The sequence below is a fragment of the Anaerosporobacter faecicola genome (genome assembly GCF_012070565.1).
GTDB lineage: Bacteria > Bacillota > Clostridia > Lachnospirales > Lachnospiraceae > Anaerosporobacter > Anaerosporobacter faecicola.
The window spans coordinates 67,552-87,546 of sequence record NZ_JAAQRO010000032.1; the positions used below are offsets into that span (position 1 = coordinate 67,552).

Below are 19,995 nucleotides of genomic sequence, written 5' to 3' on the forward strand. Positions count from 1 at the left end.
AAGAAACAGTTCCTGCTGTTGAAGAAAAGAGGTATTCATAATGACAAAGATTGATATTATATCAGGATTTTTAGGAGCTGGAAAAACAACTCTGATTAAGAAATTAATAGAAGAAGCTTTCAAAGGCGAAAAACTTGTACTTATTGAAAATGAATTTGGTGAGATTGGTATTGATGGAGGATTCTTAAAGGATGCAGGAATTCAAATAACTGAAATGAATTCTGGTTGTATTTGCTGTTCGCTTGTTGGTGATTTCGGTACTGCATTACAAGAAGTCATTACCAAATATTCTCCACAAAGAATTATTATTGAGCCTTCTGGTGTTGGCAAATTATCCGATGTCATTCGTGCTGTAGAGAAAGTGAAAGACGAGAATCAGGATATCGTATTAAATAGTTTTACTACGGTTGCAGATGTGAATAAATGTAGTATGTATATGAAAAACTTTGGTGAATTCTACAATGACCAAGTAGAAAGTGCTAATACCATCATATTAAGTCGTACTCAAACAACAACAGAAAAGAAATTAGATGCATGTGTAAAAGCATTGAAAGAACATAATCCAGATGCAGTTATTATTACAACACCTTGGGAAGAAATTACGGGTGAAACAATCTTAAAAGCAATGGAGAGAAAGAATGATTTAGTGAAAGAACTTATGGAAAAGGAAGAAATCTGTCCAACTTGTGGACATCATCATGATCACGAAGACCACGATCATGACCATGAATGCTGCGGACACGACCACGACCATGATCATGAATGTTGTGGACACGACCACGATCATGACCATGAATGTTGCGGACACGACCACGATCACGACCATGAATGTTGTGGACACGATCACGACCATGACCATGAATGCTGTGGACACGATCACGATCATGATCATGAATGCTGTGGACATGACCACGATCATGACCATGACCATGATTGTTGTGGACATGATCACCATGGACACCATCATGCAGATGATGTATTTACAAGCTGGGGTACAGAAACACCTCATAAATATGATGAAGCAGAACTAAAAGAAATCCTTCAAAAACTTGCTGGTTCCGATACGTATGGAATGGTATTACGTGCAAAAGGTATTGTCCCAAGCAATGATAATTCTTGGTTGCATTTTGATCTTGTACCGGGTGAATTCGAAGTACGTCATGGCGCAGCGGATTATACAGGTAGATTATGTGTAATTGGTGCAAAACTCAAGATTGATGAGATTGAAGAGTTATTTCATATTAATTAAGCAGATAAAGTAAGGAGGATATAGAATGGCGGAGATACCAGTATATGTGATTTCAGGATTCCTGGAAAGTGGTAAAACGACATTTCTTTCAGATACCATACAGGATAAAGATTTTCTTGATGGAGGACTTTCTCTTCTGATCACTTGTGAAGATGGAGAAGTTGAATACGATGAGAACGAATTACAGAAACTCAAAGTGAAGAAAATCGAGATTGAAGAGGAAGAAGATTTAACAGAAGAATTCATGTTGGAACTGCAGAAAACCTATCGCCCAGCAAGAGTACTTATCGAATATAACGGAATGTGGAATGTAGGTCGCTTGATTAATGAAGCACTTCCAAATCCATTTACCGTTGTGCAAATCATTACGCTTGTTGATGCCACAACTTTTGAAGTATATATGAACAATATGCGTTCTTTAATGGCAGAGCAATTCAAAATAACGGACATGGTTATCTTCAATCGCTGTACAGATCAGACAAATCAATCTTTCTGTAGAAGAAATGTTAAAGCGGTAAATCGTCGTGCACAGGTTTTTTTTGAAGGATTTAATGGAGAAGAGATCCAAGAAGAACCAGAAGAACTTCCATTTGATACCAGCGGTCCAGTTATTACCTTGGAAGATGAAGATTTTGGACTTTGGTATGTAGATGCATTGGATAACTTAGATAACTATGTAGGCAAGACCATCAAGTTCCGTGGATACGTCTATAAACCAGATCGCTTTCCAAAGGGAGTCCTGGTTCCTGGACGATTTGCAATGACATGCTGTGCGGATGATGTAGCATTCATTGGTTTTATATGCCAGTACAAGGGTGCAGAAAACTTTGTTAGTAAGCAATGGGTCAATGTAACAGCTGAAATCGGAAAAGAATATCAAAAAGAATATAAAGGCGAAGGACCTGTGTTATATGCAAAGAGCATTGTACTAACAGGTGAGCCAAAGGAAAAATTGGTATACTTTAGTTAAGATGAATAAAAGTTGGTATAATTCTCTGTGAGAAAAAGAGGATACTAGAAAATTAAGCTAGTATCCTCTTTTATTTACGCGAGCAACGAGCCAAAGTCCAAGTTTACTTGAGACCTTGGCGACTGCCGCGATAATTTGATAAACTCGCAAAACGTGTTTATCATAGTTTTGGCATGATGTAGAAATAGTTAAGAATATAGTGTTATGACTACTAGAGATGTTATGAACAGTATGTAGATCGTTATCCAATATATTTCAGTAATGTTTGATTATAACGGTTAGAAGTCTTAGTACTTTTTATAACAATAGCACTTTGATAGTAATAATCATAGTGATCTTTTAAGTGCCAACGTTCTATTAATTCTGTCGTAGGGATATATGTGTAGTATCCTAATGTGGATGGGTCCATGAAAATAATAGAAGTATCATTATATCCGCATGCGACTACATAATGACCATTATCCCAAGAGTCCGCATAGTTGGTAATGGTATCAGCCCAAGCTTGAATCATTAGAATTGCGGGAAGACCTTGATTTAGGAAATCTTTAAGTTCATTAATGCTTACCATATCGTAAAAGCGTGCATTATATGATAGAGAGTTACTAAGTCTTAGAATATCTCGAAAATCTGTACCGTATGTTGGAATGGAATGAAGTTCTTTTGCGAGATAGTCTTCTTGGTATTCTTCGAGATAATAGCCCAATATACATTGTAAGGCAGCAGGACCGCAGGTATAGGAAGTAGCTTGTCTGCATATTGGAACAGGGATGATATAAGTTTCCATACTTCTCCTTATTGGATAATTATTTACTTCAATTATATGATACAAGATATCAGGTGTATGCGTGAATGAATCTTATATGTTACTATTTACAGTAAGGTTTTGCTAAATATATGATACAAGCTTTTGCAATATGCTCGGATAGGAGTTTACTAAAAATTATGGAATTAATAAAAAATAACAAGAAAAACTTGACAATCCCATAAGACTGTAGTAGTCTGTAGTAAAGAACAGACTACTACAGTCTTATGGGAGGCAAGTATGGAAGAATACATTAAGTTATTTGATTCAGAACTAAAGGTTATGTCGGTTATTTGGAAAGAAGGGGATATACCAGCTAAAAAAATAGCGGATATTTTATCAGATGAAATTGGATGGAATAAGAATACAACGTATACCTTAATAAAACGATGCATAAAAAAAGGAGCAATAGAACGATTAGAACCGAGTTTTATCTGTCATGCATTAATCGAAAAAGAAAAAGTACAAGAAGTTGAAACCGAAGAGTTACTTAATAAGGTCTATGATGGATCCGTTGATAAATTATTCTCGGCATTACTTGGAAGGGGAAAATTATCGAAAGACCAGATACAGAAATTAAGAAAAATGATCGATGAAGTAAAGTGAGGTGGTTTTCGTGAGTTTGGTTCAGAGAAGCTTTGTTGGGGCCGTAATGATTATGGTAATTTTGATTGTACGAGGGCTAACAATACATAAGTTACCGAAAAAAGTATATTTGGTTCTTTGGGGAATTGTAATACTACGTTTGCTGATACCATTTTCAATGGTTTCATCTTTGAGTGTCTATTCCATCATTCATAACAGAACAGCAAGTATGAATAATGAAAATAATGATTCAATAAGTAAGATTATTCCAGTTGCACCGAAAAAAGAAATGATAACAGTATCCGTTGAGCAAAATCTAGAAAAATCGGATGACATGAACAATAATCAAGAAAAAGTTAATGAAACAAATCCTGTAAGGACAGTATTCACGTGGAAGCTAGTATGGATATTGGGGGCAGTCGTTTGTATTCTTGTGTTTGGTGGAATGTACATACGATGTCGATTCCTATTTCGAGAATCATTTCCAGTGAAAAATGAATACATAGATTTGTGGCTTAAACAGCATCCATTGCATCGAACGATAACAGTACATCAGACGGATCGAATCACTTCGCCACTTACGTATGGAATCTTGAGGCCAGTTATCTTATTGTCCAAATATACGGATTGGGAGAACGAAGAACAATTACAGTATATTTTATCTCATGAATATATTCATATTTGTCGGTTTGATGCAGTCAGAAAACTATTCTTACTAATAGTACTATGTATTCATTGGTTTAATCCATTTGTTTGGCTGATGTATAGATATGCGAATCGTGATATTGAATTATATTGCGATGAAAGGGTTATACATCGTTTTGGAGAACATAATCGAATCATCTATGCAAAGATGTTACTTGATATGGCTGAAACCAGACATATAATGACACCATTAAGCAGTAATTTTAGCAAAAGTGCAATTCAAGAAAGGATTAAGGCTATTGTAAAGTGTAAAAAAGCGACTGTTTTTACTGTTTTCATAGCAGCTGCATTAATCGTTGTGATTACAATCTGTTTTGCAACATCTTGCAAAGCGGATAAAGAAAAATTAGATCCAGTTGCCAATACAGAATTTTCAAAGGAAGAGTATGATATGCTTGATAAACTAAGATTCGATGGGTATGAGGAGTTGTCAATTGCACAATATCAAAAGAAGGTATGGGAAATTACCGACAATGCTGTATATGATGAATTGCTGGAGCGCTTTTATCAAGATAATACCTTATATGAACAAGCCAATACGAATGAAACAGCGTCCTTTATTTTTCATATACTATTACCGTTAACGAAGGAAAAATGGCAATCAAGTGACTTTGGAGATATGATTCATACCAATAGTAGTAATGCGGCTAATCCTGCATATTTGGAATATGAATTTACTCTTAACATACTTGATCCAAACGAACTAACAGTAAAACAATATAATGATACGAGAATTGGCATCATGCATGATATTTCAAAGATAATAGAGGATCGGACAGAAGAGGAATTAGAGGATGCATTAACTATGAATGAAATGATACAACCGAAACTAGATGAAATTATTAAGAAATGGCAAAGAAAAGAGCTTGATGTTGTATGTAAATATTTCATGTATCAGCCATTCGTGTATGATGATCAGAACAATATTCAAAAACAATGGGAGGATATATTAGCTCCATATGAAAAGTTCGGATTATCTTATGAATATATCCCTGATTCGGAAGGAAATGGACTCAAAATGTACTATAAGGGAAAAGAAGTTCGTGGAATCTATGATGATCAAGAAGGAGAATGGATCACAGAGCATGCTGGTATCTCTACTTATTCTGCAGATGCAGTTGAACTTTATACGGTATATGATAATGGTACGTTAGTAGGATTGCGTTTTGCATCAAAGGAGGAGCAAGAAGAATTTACAAAACAGAGAGAACAAGCTACGGCTAAAAATGAAGAAAATACGTATTATGAACCTGAGAGTGCAACACAGGTCGATTATGAGTCTGTTTTTACCTTAATGTCATCAGATTATGAAAAAATGACAGTAAACGATTTTAATCAAAAGCTTTTAGATTGGGCAAATGTTAATTATGAGAGTATGGAAAGAATCGGATTTGCAGTTAGTAATAACAGTTATAGCATTTCATTAACAGAAAGAGAACAAGCATTTTTAGAGACTACTTTTACCCTGTCAAGAGAAGAGAATACAGAAATGATAAGAAGTGTACAAAGTGGTAAAGCGGAAGAAGATCCCATCCACATGATTACATTACCTCAGAGACAATTGGGCGAGTATAGTTGGTGTGATTTTTGGTTTCAATTTACGTATCATATTACTGATCCGGCACAGATTACAGTAGAGGAACGTGATAAATGTATCCGTGGTATGATTGATGATGTGCAAGAATACTATGATACCTGTACGAATAGTGAATTGATAAAAATGAAAAAAAGCGATGTTATATCATACATAGAGAAGACTATGGAAAAATATAATAATCAAAAGATTAAAATAAGTATTTACAATGAGCAGGTTGGTTTTGAAAATAATTTATAGAGTATGAAAAGAAGGTATTGTGCCATTGCTTTAATCTTCATTCACAACATAATTGATACAAAACCAACAGAATAGATAGACGCCAATAATGATAAAATAGGTGGCACCGAAAAGTTTACTTGGTGTACGGATATAAAAAATTGTGTGAAAAATGGTAAATGCGGATACAAATTGCAAGAGTGTAATAATTGGTCTTCTTTCTTTTAATTTTCGTTCTTTTTTCATAAATCCTCCTGAGGAATACGATTTCGATATCACATGAATGCAATGGTGGATGCAACAAAAAAAACCTAGTATTAGTTTATCATACGAAACAGGAAAAATAAAGCAAATCATAACAAATTTTGCGAGATGAATAATTTGCAGGTTTAGTTGTTAAAGCACACAAACCAGGAATTCATAAGAACACTTAATAGTTATCAGAAAGATTTTTAATGAATCTTATTCTTGCGATTTGAAAATGAATGTAGTATAGTATGTGTAGAGATTCGTATGACTGGCGGAAAATGGGAGCACCCATAGGGAGTACGAATAATAGATTAGCCGACCGCCTGGGCAACCATTGTATTCTGGTTACCTAGGTAGTTTTTTTATATAATAGGAAAGTCCTCCGACTTTCCTACTATATAAAATGTTCCGCAAAGATACGCATTCTTTGTTCTATCATCGAGATAATTCTGTAAAATTCAGAAGCTAATTTTGAAAACACGAGGTATTTTTCTTGATGGAGTTGAACTTCACACTTACCAGCAAACACTCTATAAACCAAATAAACCATGCAGGTAAGAAGGAAGAGAAAAGACGGAAAAGAAGAAAGCGCAAGTGACAAAAGGTCATCTTGGTAAGTAGATGTAATGGAACCAATTGACCCATGCTCGTGAGAAGAAACGAGTAACCAATAGCCAATCAAAGGAGAGAAAACATGAGAGCATTAATTAGTGTGTCAGACAAAACGGGTATTGTAGAATTTGCAAAGGAACTTGTAGGTCTTGGTATTGAGATCATATCCACTGGTGGAACATACAACAAGTTAAAGAGCGAAGGTATTCCTGCAATCGAGATTTCAGAGTTAACTGGCTTTCCTGAATGTTTAGACGGTCGTGTAAAAACATTACATCCAATTGTACATGCTGGATTATTAGCAATGCGTAGTAAACCAGAACATATGAAACAACTTGCTGACTTGAACATTGAAACCATTGATATGGTTGTTGTTAATCTATATCCATTCAAAGCAACAATTCTAAAAGATGGCGTTACAAGAGCAGAAGCAGTAGAGAATATTGATATCGGTGGACCAACAATGCTTCGTAGTGCAGCGAAAAATTATCAGGATGTAGCAGTTGTGGTTGATCCTAGAGATTATGAAGTTGTAATAAAAGAGTTAAAGGAAGAAAAACAAGTTTCCTTAGATACGAAATTCTACTTAATGCAAAAAGTATTCATGCATACATCTAATTACGATACAATGATCGCTGATTACTTAAAGAAGGAAAGAAACGATCATGAATTACCAGAAACATTAACCATGACATTTGAAAAAGTACAAGATATGAGATATGGTGAAAATCCTCATCAGAAAGCAGCCTTCTACCGTGAAATTGGAAAGAAAGTTGGATCAATCGTTGATGCAGAACAATTAAATGGAAAAGAATTATCCTTTAATAATATCAATGATACAAACGGAGCATTGGAATTATTAAAAGAATTCACAGAGCCAACTGTTGTTGCTTGTAAACATGGTAATCCTTGTGGTGTAGGAAGCGCTGATGATATCTTAGAAGCATGGGATAAAGCATTTGCAGCAGATAAGGTTTCCATCTATGGTGGTATCGTAACAGTAAACCGTGAAGTATCTTTAGAACTTGCTGAGAAGATGAAACCAGTTTTCCTTGAAGTTTTAGTAGCACCTAGTTACCAGAAAGAAGCGCTGGAATTATTACAAACAAAGAAGAACCTTCGCATTCTTCAATTAAAGGATATCTCCGTACCACAAGATAAGAATGCATATGATCTTAAGAAAGTAAATGGTGGATTAATTGTTCAAACCATTGATAGTGAATTAATGAATGAAGCAGATCTTAAGGTTGTAACGGATCGTGCTCCATCTGAAAAAGAGATGGAAGATTTACGTTTTGCTTGGAAAGTTGTTAAGTTCGTAAAATCCAATGGTATTGCACTTGCAAAAGACAAACAAACCATCGGAATTGGACCTGGACAAGTAAATCGTGTATGGTCAACAAAACAATGTATGGAACATGCAGAAGAATTAATTGGACCAGATGCAACAACGGGTGCAGTATTAGCTTCTGATGCATTCTTCCCATTTGATGATAGTGTAGAAGCAGCACATAAAGCAGGAATCACAGCAATCATTCAACCAGGTGGATCTATTCGTGATGAAGATTCCATCAAGAAATGTAATGAATATGGAATTGCAATGGTATTTACAGGAATGAGACATTTTAAACATTAATCTGCTTGCATACAATATGGAATTATAATAATATATCGCAATAGTAAAGCAATACTATATAGAAAGAGGATATCGAACCAAGAACGATCATATTCGATATCCTCTTTTCTTGTGTATCGAGGAAGGATTGTAATTCTTACTGATTTATTGTAAGCTTATGAGTAGAGCATGAAAGGTGCTTTATATTGGCTTTAAAAAAGAAATTGAAAGGATTGGAAGGGAAGAATGAAGAAAAATAATCAAGGAAGCCTAAGAAATCAAGGAAATAGAGGTTTGAAAAAAATTGCTGTTGTAGGGTTGATGATTTGCTTAAGTTTTGCTACAGGTTGTTCAAAAGAATCGAAGAAGGAAACCGAGGCAGAAACCAAAATGGAAACGGCTGATCAATCGCTAGAAGAATTTATGTTACAAGAATCCATTGCACTTACCGAAAAAATTGATGCAATGGCGGAAGATACAGAATTGATGCAATTATATATTACAATGGATACTTTATTGGAAAAAGGAAAAATAATTGGAGAACAGGATTATACGACACCAGTTAAGGCGTATCAAATCTCTTATAATGCAGAAGACTTGATCAAATTCTTATCAGAGGAAAGTGAAATAACTGGAGAATGGAGCACAGAAAGAAAAGAATTGATCGAGAATAAAGTAACGGCATCCAATATCTTCAATATAATCAATTCACAAAAAGGTGCAGAATTTCTTGCATTATCTTCTTTGTTAACATATAAGAAAGGATACCAGATGCCTTCTGATTGGAAAGAGAATTGTATTATTTATCTTGTATATGAAGGTGACTATTCGAGTATGACAGGATTCCAAAAAATTGGAGATGGCGTAATAGAAGGTGTTAGTACCATTGTGGAAACGAATGAGGATTTAATCGAGCAGTTGGAACAATTTGGACTTAAAGTTACTGAATTAAAATTATAGTGTGAAAAAGATAGCGTAATGAAAGTATAGAAAAAAAGGGGGAGGGGATATCATGTATCGAATTATGATTGTAGAAGATGATGTTCCTTTACGGGAACAGCTGAGCCAGATTTTACAGGGGTATGGCTATTCTGTTTGTGTAATTCAAGATTTTCATAAAGTGGAAGAACAGTTTGAGAAGGAATCACCACATTTGGTCGTTTTGGATATTAATCTTCCTTATTATGATGGTAACTATTACTGTAAGATCTTCCGGAGATCTAGTAAGGTGCCAATCATTATAACATCAGCAAGAAATAGTGAGATGAACCAGATTTTAAGCATTGAATTGGGGGCAGATGATTATTTGGTTAAACCATTTGCTGTGGAGCTTTTTATTGCAAAAGTAAATGCATGGATACGAAGAACCTATGGGGATTATGCAGCAGAAACAAAAGGAAAGGAAGAAGATAATCAGTTGGCTGTTGGTGACTTAACCTTGGATGAAAAAGGGTTTAAGCTGATTGGAAAAAGCAAAACAATGGAACTTAGTAAGAATGAGTTTAAACTGATGAAAGTGTTTTTTCAGAGAAAAAGAGAAGTGTTGACAAGAGAAGAATTATTGGAAGCCTTATGGGATCAAAGTGATTTTGTTGATGACAATACGTTAACAGTCAATATCACCAGACTACGAGGAAAGCTTGCAGATTTGGGATATGAAGGAATCATTAAGACAAAACGCGGTGTTGGTTATGTGTTTGATCTAGATTGATAGGAGGTATAGGTTAATGAGGGAAAGAGATATCTTTCGGATGTATATAAAAAGAATCTTACCAGATACCTGTTATTATTTTCTTGCAATCCTTCTACTTACGGTATTTTATCAGCTCAGTACGGGACAGACCGTTGAAATCCTGTATCCATATACGATTGCCGTTACCATTTACTTTATCTGGATGGGCATTCGTTATGGTTCCTATCGTAATTTTTTTATTAATTTAGTAAAAATGGAGAAGAACTGTACCTATCAGGGAGCATTTGGCAAGGAAGATGAAGTGTTGATTAACCAGACTTTTCATAAGGTACATAAAGAATACTTGTTTAACATACGGAATCTGGAGGTGGAGCAGGAAGAACAACGACGCTTCCTGTCTGCATGGATTCATAGTATGAAGACACCGGTGACGGTTGAGAGTCTTATTGTTCAACGGGTGAATCGAGGAGAACTCAATGAGAGAGAAGCAATGAATGAACTGATGGCAGAGAATGATAAATTACTGTCTAGTCTCGATATGGTATTGAATATGGTTCGATTAAAGGAGTTTGCCAGGGATTATCGGCCAGAAGAGTTTGATCTGGAGGAAGAATTAAAGAAAATCATTAATGACAACAAACGTTTATTTATCTATTCAAAGGTATTTCCGAAGATTATTAAGGAAGGGAATGAGGAGGAAAAGGCAGTCGTGTTATCCGACCGTAAATGGAATCGCCATATGATTGAACAACTAATCTCCAATGCAGTGAAATATTCCAAGGAAGAGGGCGTATCGAAGAATGTGTTCTTTCGTCTGCAAAAAGAAGAAAAACGTTCGGTTTTATGGATTGAAGATCAGGGAATCGGAATTGAGAAAACAGATCTTGCAAGAGTATTCGAACCCTTCTTTACTGGAGAGAACGGGCGAAATGGGAAGAATGCTTCTGGAATTGGATTGTATTTTTGCAAGGAAATCAGTGAACATATTCAATGTGATTTGCAAATCGAGTCGACGGTGGGGATTGGAACTAAGGTGAAAATCGTGTATCTGAACTATCCAAGTGAACTATGATGGGCCTAGCATTCCGTAGCGGAGCTAAGGGTACCTCCACCACAGACAGCTATTAAAATCCCATACGCAGTTTTTGTAACGAATGATGCTGTAATTTAGCACGGAATATGACTCTTGAGAAAGCTTACAATATTGTAAGCTTTCTTTAGTTAATTCAATTTTAAATCCTGTCAAAATGCAGTATGATAGATTTAACAAAAAACAAGAGATAAAAGAGGAGTGAGTAGGATGAACGTATTAGAGGCAAAACAACTAACAAAGATCTATGGTGATGTAGAAAGTGAAAATGCTACAAAAGCGTTAGCTGGTGTTGATTTTAAAGTAGAAGAGGGCGAATTTGTAGCTATTATGGGACCAAGTGGAAGTGGTAAGTCAACACTTGTTAGTATATTGAGTGGAATAACAGAACCAACCACAGGTAGTGTGGTGATCAAAGGAAAACGAATTGATCAGATGAATCGATTTGATATGGCATTGTTTCGGAGAAGAAGTCTTGGATTTGTATTTCAGGAATTTAATTTATTAGATAGCCTTACAATTAAGGAAAATATCATACTACCGATGGTATTGGATAAAAAAGATGGTTCAGCAATGGATCAAAAGGCAGCAGAAGTAATGAAGTTATTTGAAATCGACCATATTGGTGACAAGTATCCTTATGAAATATCGGGAGGACAACAACAACGTGCAGCTGTTTGTCGATCCCTTGTAAATGATCCCGTTATGGTTTTCGCAGATGAGCCAACAGGTAATCTGGATTCGAAGTCAGCTAATGCGGTAATGAATTGCTTCAAGAAGATGAATGACGAGAAGAATACAACAATTTTAATGGTAACCCATGATGTGTTCGCTGCAAGCTTCTGTAAGAAAGTAATCTTTATAAAAGATGGTAAGATCTGTTTGGAAGTTGCTAGTAACGGAACGAGAAAAGAATTCTTTCATCGTATTCTGGATTGTCAAGCGGTAGTTGGAGGTGAGAATAATGACCTTTAGGAATGTAGCAGTCAAGAATTTTAAGAAGAATATTCGAAATTATTCCTCCTTCTTTTTATGTAGTTGTTTTACAATCATGCTGTTTTTCATGTATACGACAATGCTTTTTAACGATGACTTAAGGGATTCTGAGCAAATGGAACTCTTGCTCTATGTATTTCCAATAACATTGGTTGCCATTGGTGCCTTCTCTGTTTTCTTCATCAATTACGCCCATCGTACTTTTATCAAGGGAAGAAATAAAGAATTCGGTATCTTTATGAGTTTGGGAATGAATGAAAAAGACATACATAAACTTGTTTTGTTCGAAAATATTCTAATCGGTACAGGATCAATGATTGTTGGAATCGTAATTGGTTCCCTGTTGTCTCGTTTATTCCAAATGGTTGTCTTAGCATTAATGGAATTGGATAATATCAAATTTCAGTTATCTTGGGAATCCTATGCACTTACGATTGGCGTATATGTAATTATCTTTGGTATCGTTATTCTAGAAACAAGTATGAAGATGAAGAAGATGAGTATTGGTGTACTACTGAAAGAAGCAAGATTTCGTGAAGGAGAGGAATATCGTAAAAGAGATACGATTCTTGGAATCCTTGGATTTGCAATCATGATTATTGGTGTATGTTCGGTAGCCGTGATTGCATCCAATGATAAATGGAATTCCAATCCGTTGATTCTTGGAATCTATATGATTCTATCTTTCTGGGGGTTGTATCTAGCAATTAGTCACGGTGGTAACTTTGTCATCCATCGATTTAAAGTCGGTAAGAATTACTATAAGAATTTAGTAAGTATTACACAGATTCATCAAAAATTCAACCAGAATAAGAAAATTATCTATATCTTAAGTATCTTAAGTACGATGACGATTTTCCTTGTTGCATCACCGGTTGCATTGGTTCGGTTATCAGAGGATATTGCCCTAATGGACCCTTATAACTTGGAGATCATGGAAGGTGAGAATGCATATTCTATTAGTGATGAGGAACTGAAAGAAAAATTTGAACAGTATGAGATAACAAAAGAATTAAATTTGCCATTTTTATTAGGTCATATTCAGCTAGAAGGTTCTGATCAGATGATGGAAAAGCCCATTATGGCGGTTTCCGATTATGAGCAGATTATTGGTAAGAGCATTTCTTTAGATGAGGGAGTAGCAATTCATTATATATTAGACTGGACACCGGGGCTACATGGTGTTGAGCCAGGAAAAACATATGATATTCTTGCAGGGGAGAGCAAGATATCGGTAACGATGAAAGATTCCACAAGAAGTTCTTGGAACATGGTTGCCTTTGGAAATGATGGTATAATCGTAATGAATGATAAGGATTATGCAAAATTAGAAACTAGTTGTACAGAAGAGAGCCAGTATTATTACCATGGTATGCAATTCAAAGATTGGAAGAATTCACAGAAAACAGTGGAAGCTTTAAAGGAACAAGTGAATGAATCAGCAGCATACCCAATTAATTCAACAATTACAGGTTATAATGATTTGAAAAAAGGATATTCTGTGTTCTTATTCGTAACCACTGTACTTGGAATCTTATTCTTTGTAGCAAGTGGAAGTGTACTGTATTTCAAACAATTTGCGGAGATTGGAGAGATGAAAAAGTCTTTTTATCAGATGTATAAGATCGGTATTACGAAGAAAGAGATAAGCCGAATTGTAAGCAAGGAATTATTAATTATCTTCTACATTCCTCTTGTATTCGGAAGCTATATGGGAATGTCCCTCATCTACTTAATGACATTTATTGTGGGTGGAGATGATGTGATCAAACCATTTATTCAAACAGCAAGTTGTGTAGTTATCTTGTATTTCTTTTTACAAAGTATCTTCTATTTTATCACAAAGAGACGTTATATGATGGAATTAACAAAATAAGAACAAGTAGGTAAATAAAAGAAGCACCACATAAGCAATTCATTGCTTGTGTGGTGCTTCTTTACTACTTATGTAACTAGGATTGATCTTTTATAGTTTAACTACGTTCGTAGCTTGAGGTCCTTTTTCACCATCAACAACTTCAAATTCAACTTTGTCACCTTCGTCAAGTACTTTGAATCCATCCATTTGTAATGCTGAGAAATGAACGAAAACATCTTTTCCTTCTTCATCTGTAATGAATCCAAAACCTTTGCTTGCATTAAACCATTTTACTGTACCGTTTTTCATAAATAGTGCCTCCATATACATTATACCAGGTATTTCTACCTTTCAAATTTAGACAATTCAAATCATTACTGATTCTGAAATATCATATCTTAATTTACCATAAAAATATAAAAAAGTCAAATTAGGGAGAACGTGAAATTATTACTATGTGTGATTGATCAATCGAAAATTGTTTCAAATAAATTTTGCATAGCTGGACAAAATAAGTATGGAACAGTGTTTAAATCAGGGGTTTTGGTGACAAAATGTAAGTAGTATGCTATAATCAAAACCAATGGAAAATTCATATAGTATATATAATATATGGAAATATATTTTGTGCATATCCATAAAGCATATCGTAACAATAAGATTCGTATAAACTAGAAAACGTGAATTACAGATTAGGAGGAAACGATTGCATGTCCAGAAATATTAAGAGTATAGATGAACTAGGTAATTTATCACAATATGAAATAGTGACATCCCAACCAATTGCTGAGATGAAAACGATGGGAATCATATTAAAACATAAGAAAAGTGGAGCACGTATTGTTGTTATGTCCAATGATGATGAGAATAAAGTGTTCTTTGTTGGATTTAAAACGCCACCAATGGATTCCACAGGTGCAGCACATATCGTAGAACATACGGTGTTGTGTGGATCAAAGAATTTCCCAGTAAAGGATCCTTTTATTGAGTTAGAGAAGGGGTCACTTAACACATTTTTGAATGCAATCACTTACCCGGATAAGACCATCTATCCAATTGCTAGTTGCAATGAGCAAGATTTTCAAAATCTGATGCATGTTTATCTAGATGCCGTATTCTATCCAAATATCTATTATCGGAAAGAAATCTTTGAGCAAGAAGGTTGGCATTATGAAATGGAAAATCTGGATGATGAGCTGAAGATTAACGGTATTGTGTATAATGAAATGAAAGGCGCATTCTCCTCTCCAGAACAAGTACTGTTTCGATTAATCAAGAAATCATTATTTCCAGATACGGCGTATGGTACAGAATCTGGTGGAGTACCAGATAATATTCCAGATCTATCTTATGAAGAATTCTTAGATTTCCATAAGAAATACTATCACCCAGTGAATAGTTACATTTACCTCTATGGAGACATGGATATCGAAGAAAAATTAGCTTGGTTAGACAAAGAATATCTTTCCGAATATGATCAAATCTCTGTAGATTCCCATATTGATTTGCAAGCCTCTTTTGATGAACCAAAGGAAGTTGTGACACATTATCCAATCTCAGCAGATGAATCAGAGGAGGATAATACGTATCTTAGTTATAATGCAGTTGTTGGAACTTCTGTGGATGCCAAATTGGTCATGTCCATGAAAGTGTTGGAGTATGTACTGTTAAGCGCTCCAGGTGCACCTTTGAAACAAGCTTTGTTAGATGCGAAGATTGGGCAAGATATCTTAAGCGATTACGATAGCAGTATTATGCAACCAATGTTCAGCATTATCGCGAAGAATTCCAATGAACAGCAAAAACAACAATTCAATACGGTGTTAAAAGAAACACTACAGACAATTGTGAAAAATGGAATAGATGAGAAAGCCTTACGTGCGGCTATTAATTATTTTGAATTTAAGTATCGAGAAGCAGATTTCGGACAATTCCCGAAAGGACTCATGTATGGTATTCAGATCTTAGAAAGCTGGCTGTATGATGATACGAAACCATTTATTCATATGGCTGCTAATGGAATCTTTGCCTTCCTAAAAGAGCAGATTGGTACAGATTATTTTGAAGGATTAATTCAAAAGTATCTCTTAGAGAACAAACATGTAAGTGTTGTTATTGTAAAACCAGAGATCGGTTTAACTGCCAAAGTTGAGGAAGAGATGAAGAAGAAATTGGCTGACTACAAAGCAACCTTAAGCCAACAGCAGTTGCAACAGATTGTTGACAACACCAAAGCTTTGACCAAATACCAGGAACAACCTTCTACAGCAGAAGAATTATTGACAATTCCACTCTTATCAAGAGAAGATATTAAGAAGGAAGCGCAGCCAGTTTATAATAAAATTAAGATGGTAGATAATACGACAATCGTACAACACGATATCTTTACCAACCAGATTGCGTATCTTCGGATCTTATTCGACGCCAAATACGTACCAAATGAATTGGTCCCTTATGTTGGACTGTTATCAACCGTTTTAGGATATGTAGATACGAAAAAGCATAGTTTGTTAGAGTTATCCAATGAGATTAATATTCATACAGGTGGAATCAATACGTTTATCAATACCTATGTAAAAAAGAATGATGTAACAAACTATAAGCCTGTTATGGCGTTTAAGATTAAAGTATTATATGATGAAGTACCAGTAGCGATGGAACTGCTTCAAGAAATTCTACATGAAAGTAAAATAGAGGATACGAAGCGTTTACTTGAAATCCTAATGGAAATCAAATCCCGTATGCAGATGAAATTAAATTCTTCTGGTCATTCTGTAGCCGTAAGCCGTGCAACATCTTACTATTCACAGGCAGCCATGTTCGATGAACTGACGAGTGGTATCTCTTATTATCACTTTATTGATGGTTTAATTCAGACATTTGATTCGGCTAAGGAAGAAATTACCGAGAAACTTAAACAAGTTAAGGATTGCTTATTTAGGAAAGATACGGTATTATTAAGTGTTACTGCTGATGATGAGGGATATGAAGTGATTCAGCCGTTGATCAAACCATTTTTGGATCAACTATCAGAACAATCGATTACCACAAAGCTTGGTAAATTTGATTGTCAAAGATTAAATGAAGGTTTTAAAACGGCCTCTAAAGTGCAGTATGTAGCAAGAACAGGAAATTACCGCGTTGATGGATTTGCCTATACAGGTGTTCTTCGAGTGCTAAAGTCAATCTTAAGTTTTGATTATTTGTGGAATACGGTTCGTGTAAAGAATGGTGCATACGGTGGTATGTGTGGATTTAGCTTTGATGGAAATGGGTACTTTACTTCGTATCGTGATCCCAAATTGAAGGAAACCAATGAAATCTATGAGCAAGTTGTGGACTATATTGCAAACTTTACCGTTGATGATCGTGACATGACAAAATATATCATTGGAACGATCAGTTCCGTCGATACACCTCTTAATCCGGCAGCAAAAGGTGGACGTTCTTTGGCAGCATATCTGAGTGATATGACGACTATGGATTTCCAGAGGGAAAGAGAACAGATTCTAACTGCAACGAAAGAGGATATCCGTGCATTGGCAGATTTGGTGAAAGCCATATTAAATGACAACAACTTGTGTGTAATCGGTAATGAAACAAAACTTCAAGAAAATGCAGAGATGTTTGGAACGATTAAGAGCCTTATATAGATAGGAAAACAAATGAGGACAGAACGGTGTGCAGGGTAGATTGCACACCAATTCTGTTCACCAGCAAAAGCTACAACAAATGAAAGGCAAGGGATAGGATGAAAAAAGAATATAAGTCAGGTTTTGTAACATTGATTGGTAGACCAAACGTTGGAAAGTCTACACTAATGAATCAGATCATCGGACAGAAGATTGCAATAACTTCGAATAAACCACAAACAACAAGAAACCGTATTCAGACCGTCTACACTAGTGAAGAGGGACAAATTATCTTTGTTGATACCCCAGGTATCCATAAAGCAAAGAATAAATTAGGGGAATACATGGTGACGGTTGCGGAGAGAACGTTGAATGAAGTTGATGTGATCTTATGGTTAGTGGAACCAACAACATTTATAGGAGCTGGAGAACGACATATTGCAGAGCAGTTAGCAAGAGCTACTACACCAGTCATCTTAGTTATTAATAAGATTGATACCGTAAAGAAAGAAGAGATTCTTACATTTATTGATGCATACAAAGATATCTGTAAGTTCGCAGAGATCATACCAGTATCCGCATTGAATGGAGAGAATAAAGAAAACCTGATGAAATCCATCTTTGAATACTTGCCAGAAGGTCCTCAATTTTATGATGAGGATACGATTACCGATCAACCGGAACGACAGATCGTAGCAGAATTAATCCGTGAAAAAGCATTACGTTTACTTGATGAAGAGATTCCACATGGAATTGCTGTGTCTATTGAAAGTATGAAGGAACGGAGACATGGTCATATTGTTGATATTGATGCAACAATCGTATGTGAAAGAGATTCACACAAGGGTATTATTATTGGAAAACAGGGTTCCATGTTAAAGAAAATTGGTACACAAGCGCGTGGTGAAATTGAAAATCTATTGGATATGAAGGTCAATTTACAATTGTGGGTAAAAGTGAAAAAGGACTGGAGAGACAGTGATTTCTTATTAAAGAATTATGGTTATAATAAAAAAGATATTAATCTGTAAGGGTTACGAGAGAAAGCATTACAAAATTGTATAAGGTAGTACAGAAATGGGCAACCTAATGAGAGAACAGCAGAAGTGTTGTGAGAATGAACATAGAATTAGGGGGCGCTAATATGAATAAGAAGAATTATTGGTTAGAATTTGAAAAGTCAGGATTTATTACGGACTATTTGAATTATGTTGCTTGTACAAGTGAACATATGGGCAATACAGAAGAAGAGAATAATCAAGTTAGAGAAGGTGGATATGGTGATTTCACCCGTTGTCGTGACAGGGATGGTACTGGCTGCGATGCCAGTTGGTGAGTATGACAAGAGAATTGTTCTACTTACGAAGGAACGAGGAAAGATAACAGCATTTGCAAAAGGCGCTAGGAAACAGAATAGCGCCTTACTTGCGTGCTCACAACCATTTACCTTTGGACAATTCAGCATTTACGAAGGAAGGAATTCGTACTCCATTAATCATTGTGATGTACAGAATTATTTTGTAGAGTTGAGAGAACAGTTAGAAGCGGTGACCTATGGAATGTATTTTTGTGAATTTGCCGATTATCTTACAAGAGAGAATGTAGATGAGTCGGGAATTTTAAAATTACTATACCAATCATTGCGTGCGTTATCAAAAGGAACCATTCCTTATGATTTGATCCGTGCAATCTTTGAACTAAAGATGTTGGCGCTCAATGGGGAAGCCGTACAGGTTTTTGAGTGTGTCAAATGTGGTAAAAAGGAAAAGTTAAATGCGTTAAGCTTATCCTATGGAGGTTTGCTTTGTGCAGATTGTAACAACAAGGAACAGAAGGTTCTGTATCTTCAGGATTCGACAATCTATGCGATGCAATATATTATCTCTTCTACGATTGAAAAATTATATACATTTACCGTATCGGAAACTGTACTGGGAGAATTACGATACTGCATGAAACATTATCTTTCTTTATTTATAGACAAAGAATTCAAAACCATTGAGATGTTAGACGTATTTCACTAGGATAGCTAAGGCGGTGTAAATTGATGCTTTAAACTTAGAAATATGGACCAAGCAGTGGTAAAATCATGTAATTTTATGTTGAAAAGAAGCGCGAATAAAGGT

The 19,995-nt window shown here is 35.4% G+C and carries 17 protein-coding genes and 1 riboswitch; of the genes, 14 read left to right on the forward strand and 3 right to left on the reverse strand.

Features of this window, described 5'->3' with window-relative positions; all coding sequences use genetic code 11:
* Positions 1 to 40 precede the first annotated feature (40 nt).
* Together HBB17_RS14415 and HBB17_RS14420 are read left to right on the forward strand one after the other, a co-directional pair.
* The gene (locus tag HBB17_RS14415) at positions 41 to 1,249 is read left to right on the forward strand and encodes a CobW family GTP-binding protein (protein WP_167958213.1); all 1,209 of its coding nucleotides are present in this window, start codon (positions 41 to 43) and stop codon (positions 1,247 to 1,249) included.
* Between the two features lie 25 nt (positions 1,250 to 1,274).
* Positions 1,275 to 2,219, forward strand: a complete 945-nt coding sequence (locus tag HBB17_RS14420; RefSeq protein WP_167958214.1) for a TIGR03943 family putative permease subunit — start codon at positions 1,275 to 1,277, stop codon at positions 2,217 to 2,219.
* A 241-nt stretch (positions 2,220 to 2,460) separates the two neighbouring features.
* Here HBB17_RS14420 and HBB17_RS14425 read toward each other — a convergent pair whose 3' ends face one another.
* Positions 2,461 to 3,003, reverse strand: a complete 543-nt coding sequence (locus HBB17_RS14425) for a C39 family peptidase (protein WP_167958215.1) — start codon at positions 3,001 to 3,003, stop codon at positions 2,461 to 2,463.
* 258 nt (positions 3,004 to 3,261) lie between these two features.
* Here HBB17_RS14425 and HBB17_RS14430 point away from each other — a divergent pair, with 258 nt between their 5' ends.
* Entirely contained in the window at positions 3,262 to 3,627 is a 366-nt protein-coding gene (locus tag HBB17_RS14430) for a BlaI/MecI/CopY family transcriptional regulator (protein WP_167958216.1), read from the forward strand.
* A gap of 10 nt (positions 3,628 to 3,637) precedes the next feature.
* Positions 3,638 to 6,145: a M56 family metallopeptidase gene (locus HBB17_RS14435; protein WP_167958217.1), complete on the forward strand. Its 2,508-nt coding sequence runs from the start codon at positions 3,638 to 3,640 to the stop codon at positions 6,143 to 6,145.
* Positions 6,146 to 6,175: 30 nt separating this feature from the next.
* Here the strand turns inward: HBB17_RS14435 and HBB17_RS14440 are convergent, their stop codons facing one another.
* The gene (locus HBB17_RS14440) at positions 6,176 to 6,370 is read right to left on the reverse strand and encodes a hypothetical protein (protein WP_167958218.1); all 195 of its coding nucleotides are present in this window, start codon (positions 6,368 to 6,370) and stop codon (positions 6,176 to 6,178) included.
* 257 nt (positions 6,371 to 6,627) lie between these two features.
* Positions 6,628 to 6,709, forward strand: a riboswitch (ZMP/ZTP riboswitch).
* 358 nt (positions 6,710 to 7,067) lie between these two features.
* Here HBB17_RS14440 and purH point away from each other — a divergent pair.
* The 6 genes from purH to HBB17_RS14470 all read left to right on the forward strand — a co-directional run bounded on the left by purH (position 7,068) and on the right by HBB17_RS14470 (position 14,255).
* Complete coding sequence (purH, locus tag HBB17_RS14445) at positions 7,068 to 8,621, forward strand: bifunctional phosphoribosylaminoimidazolecarboxamide formyltransferase/IMP cyclohydrolase (protein ID WP_167958219.1); 1,554 nt, start codon at positions 7,068 to 7,070, stop codon at positions 8,619 to 8,621.
* A gap of 225 nt (positions 8,622 to 8,846) precedes the next feature.
* Positions 8,847 to 9,560: a hypothetical protein gene (locus HBB17_RS14450; protein WP_167958220.1), complete on the forward strand. Its 714-nt coding sequence runs from the start codon at positions 8,847 to 8,849 to the stop codon at positions 9,558 to 9,560.
* Between the two features lie 52 nt (positions 9,561 to 9,612).
* Complete coding sequence (locus HBB17_RS14455) at positions 9,613 to 10,311, forward strand: response regulator transcription factor (RefSeq protein ID WP_167958221.1); 699 nt, start codon at positions 9,613 to 9,615, stop codon at positions 10,309 to 10,311.
* Between the two features lie 16 nt (positions 10,312 to 10,327).
* Entirely contained in the window at positions 10,328 to 11,365 is a 1,038-nt protein-coding gene (locus tag HBB17_RS14460; protein WP_167958222.1) for a sensor histidine kinase, read from the forward strand.
* A gap of 228 nt (positions 11,366 to 11,593) precedes the next feature.
* Positions 11,594 to 12,358 carry an ABC transporter ATP-binding protein gene (locus HBB17_RS14465; RefSeq protein ID WP_167958223.1) on the forward strand — a complete coding sequence of 255 codons (765 nt, stop codon included), beginning with the start codon at positions 11,594 to 11,596 and terminating at the stop codon, positions 12,356 to 12,358.
* Positions 12,348 to 14,255, forward strand: a complete 1,908-nt coding sequence (locus HBB17_RS14470; RefSeq protein ID WP_167958224.1) for an FtsX-like permease family protein — start codon at positions 12,348 to 12,350, stop codon at positions 14,253 to 14,255. The genes HBB17_RS14465 and HBB17_RS14470 overlap by 11 nt, the downstream gene beginning before the upstream one ends.
* A 90-nt stretch (positions 14,256 to 14,345) precedes the next feature.
* Here HBB17_RS14470 and HBB17_RS14475 read toward each other — a convergent pair whose 3' ends face one another.
* Positions 14,346 to 14,546, reverse strand: a complete 201-nt coding sequence (locus HBB17_RS14475; RefSeq protein WP_167958225.1) for a cold-shock protein — start codon at positions 14,544 to 14,546, stop codon at positions 14,346 to 14,348.
* Positions 14,547 to 14,947: 401 nt separating this feature from the next.
* Here HBB17_RS14475 and HBB17_RS14480 point away from each other — a divergent pair, with 401 nt between their 5' ends.
* From HBB17_RS14480 to recO, 4 genes are all read left to right on the forward strand, one after another.
* A complete protein-coding gene (locus HBB17_RS14480; protein WP_167958226.1) occupies positions 14,948 to 17,890 on the forward strand; it encodes an insulinase family protein in 2,943 nt (980 codons plus the stop codon).
* 98 nt (positions 17,891 to 17,988) lie between these two features.
* Positions 17,989 to 18,900: a GTPase Era gene (gene era / locus HBB17_RS14485; RefSeq protein WP_167958227.1), complete on the forward strand. Its 912-nt coding sequence runs from the start codon at positions 17,989 to 17,991 to the stop codon at positions 18,898 to 18,900.
* A 113-nt stretch (positions 18,901 to 19,013) separates the two neighbouring features.
* The gene (locus HBB17_RS14490) at positions 19,014 to 19,205 is read left to right on the forward strand and encodes a hypothetical protein (protein WP_167958228.1); all 192 of its coding nucleotides are present in this window, start codon (positions 19,014 to 19,016) and stop codon (positions 19,203 to 19,205) included.
* Complete coding sequence (gene recO, locus HBB17_RS14495; protein ID WP_238483762.1) at positions 19,177 to 19,893, forward strand: DNA repair protein RecO; 717 nt, start codon at positions 19,177 to 19,179, stop codon at positions 19,891 to 19,893. Before HBB17_RS14490 ends, recO begins: the two co-directional genes overlap by 29 nt.
* Positions 19,894 to 19,995: the final 102 nt, after the last annotated feature.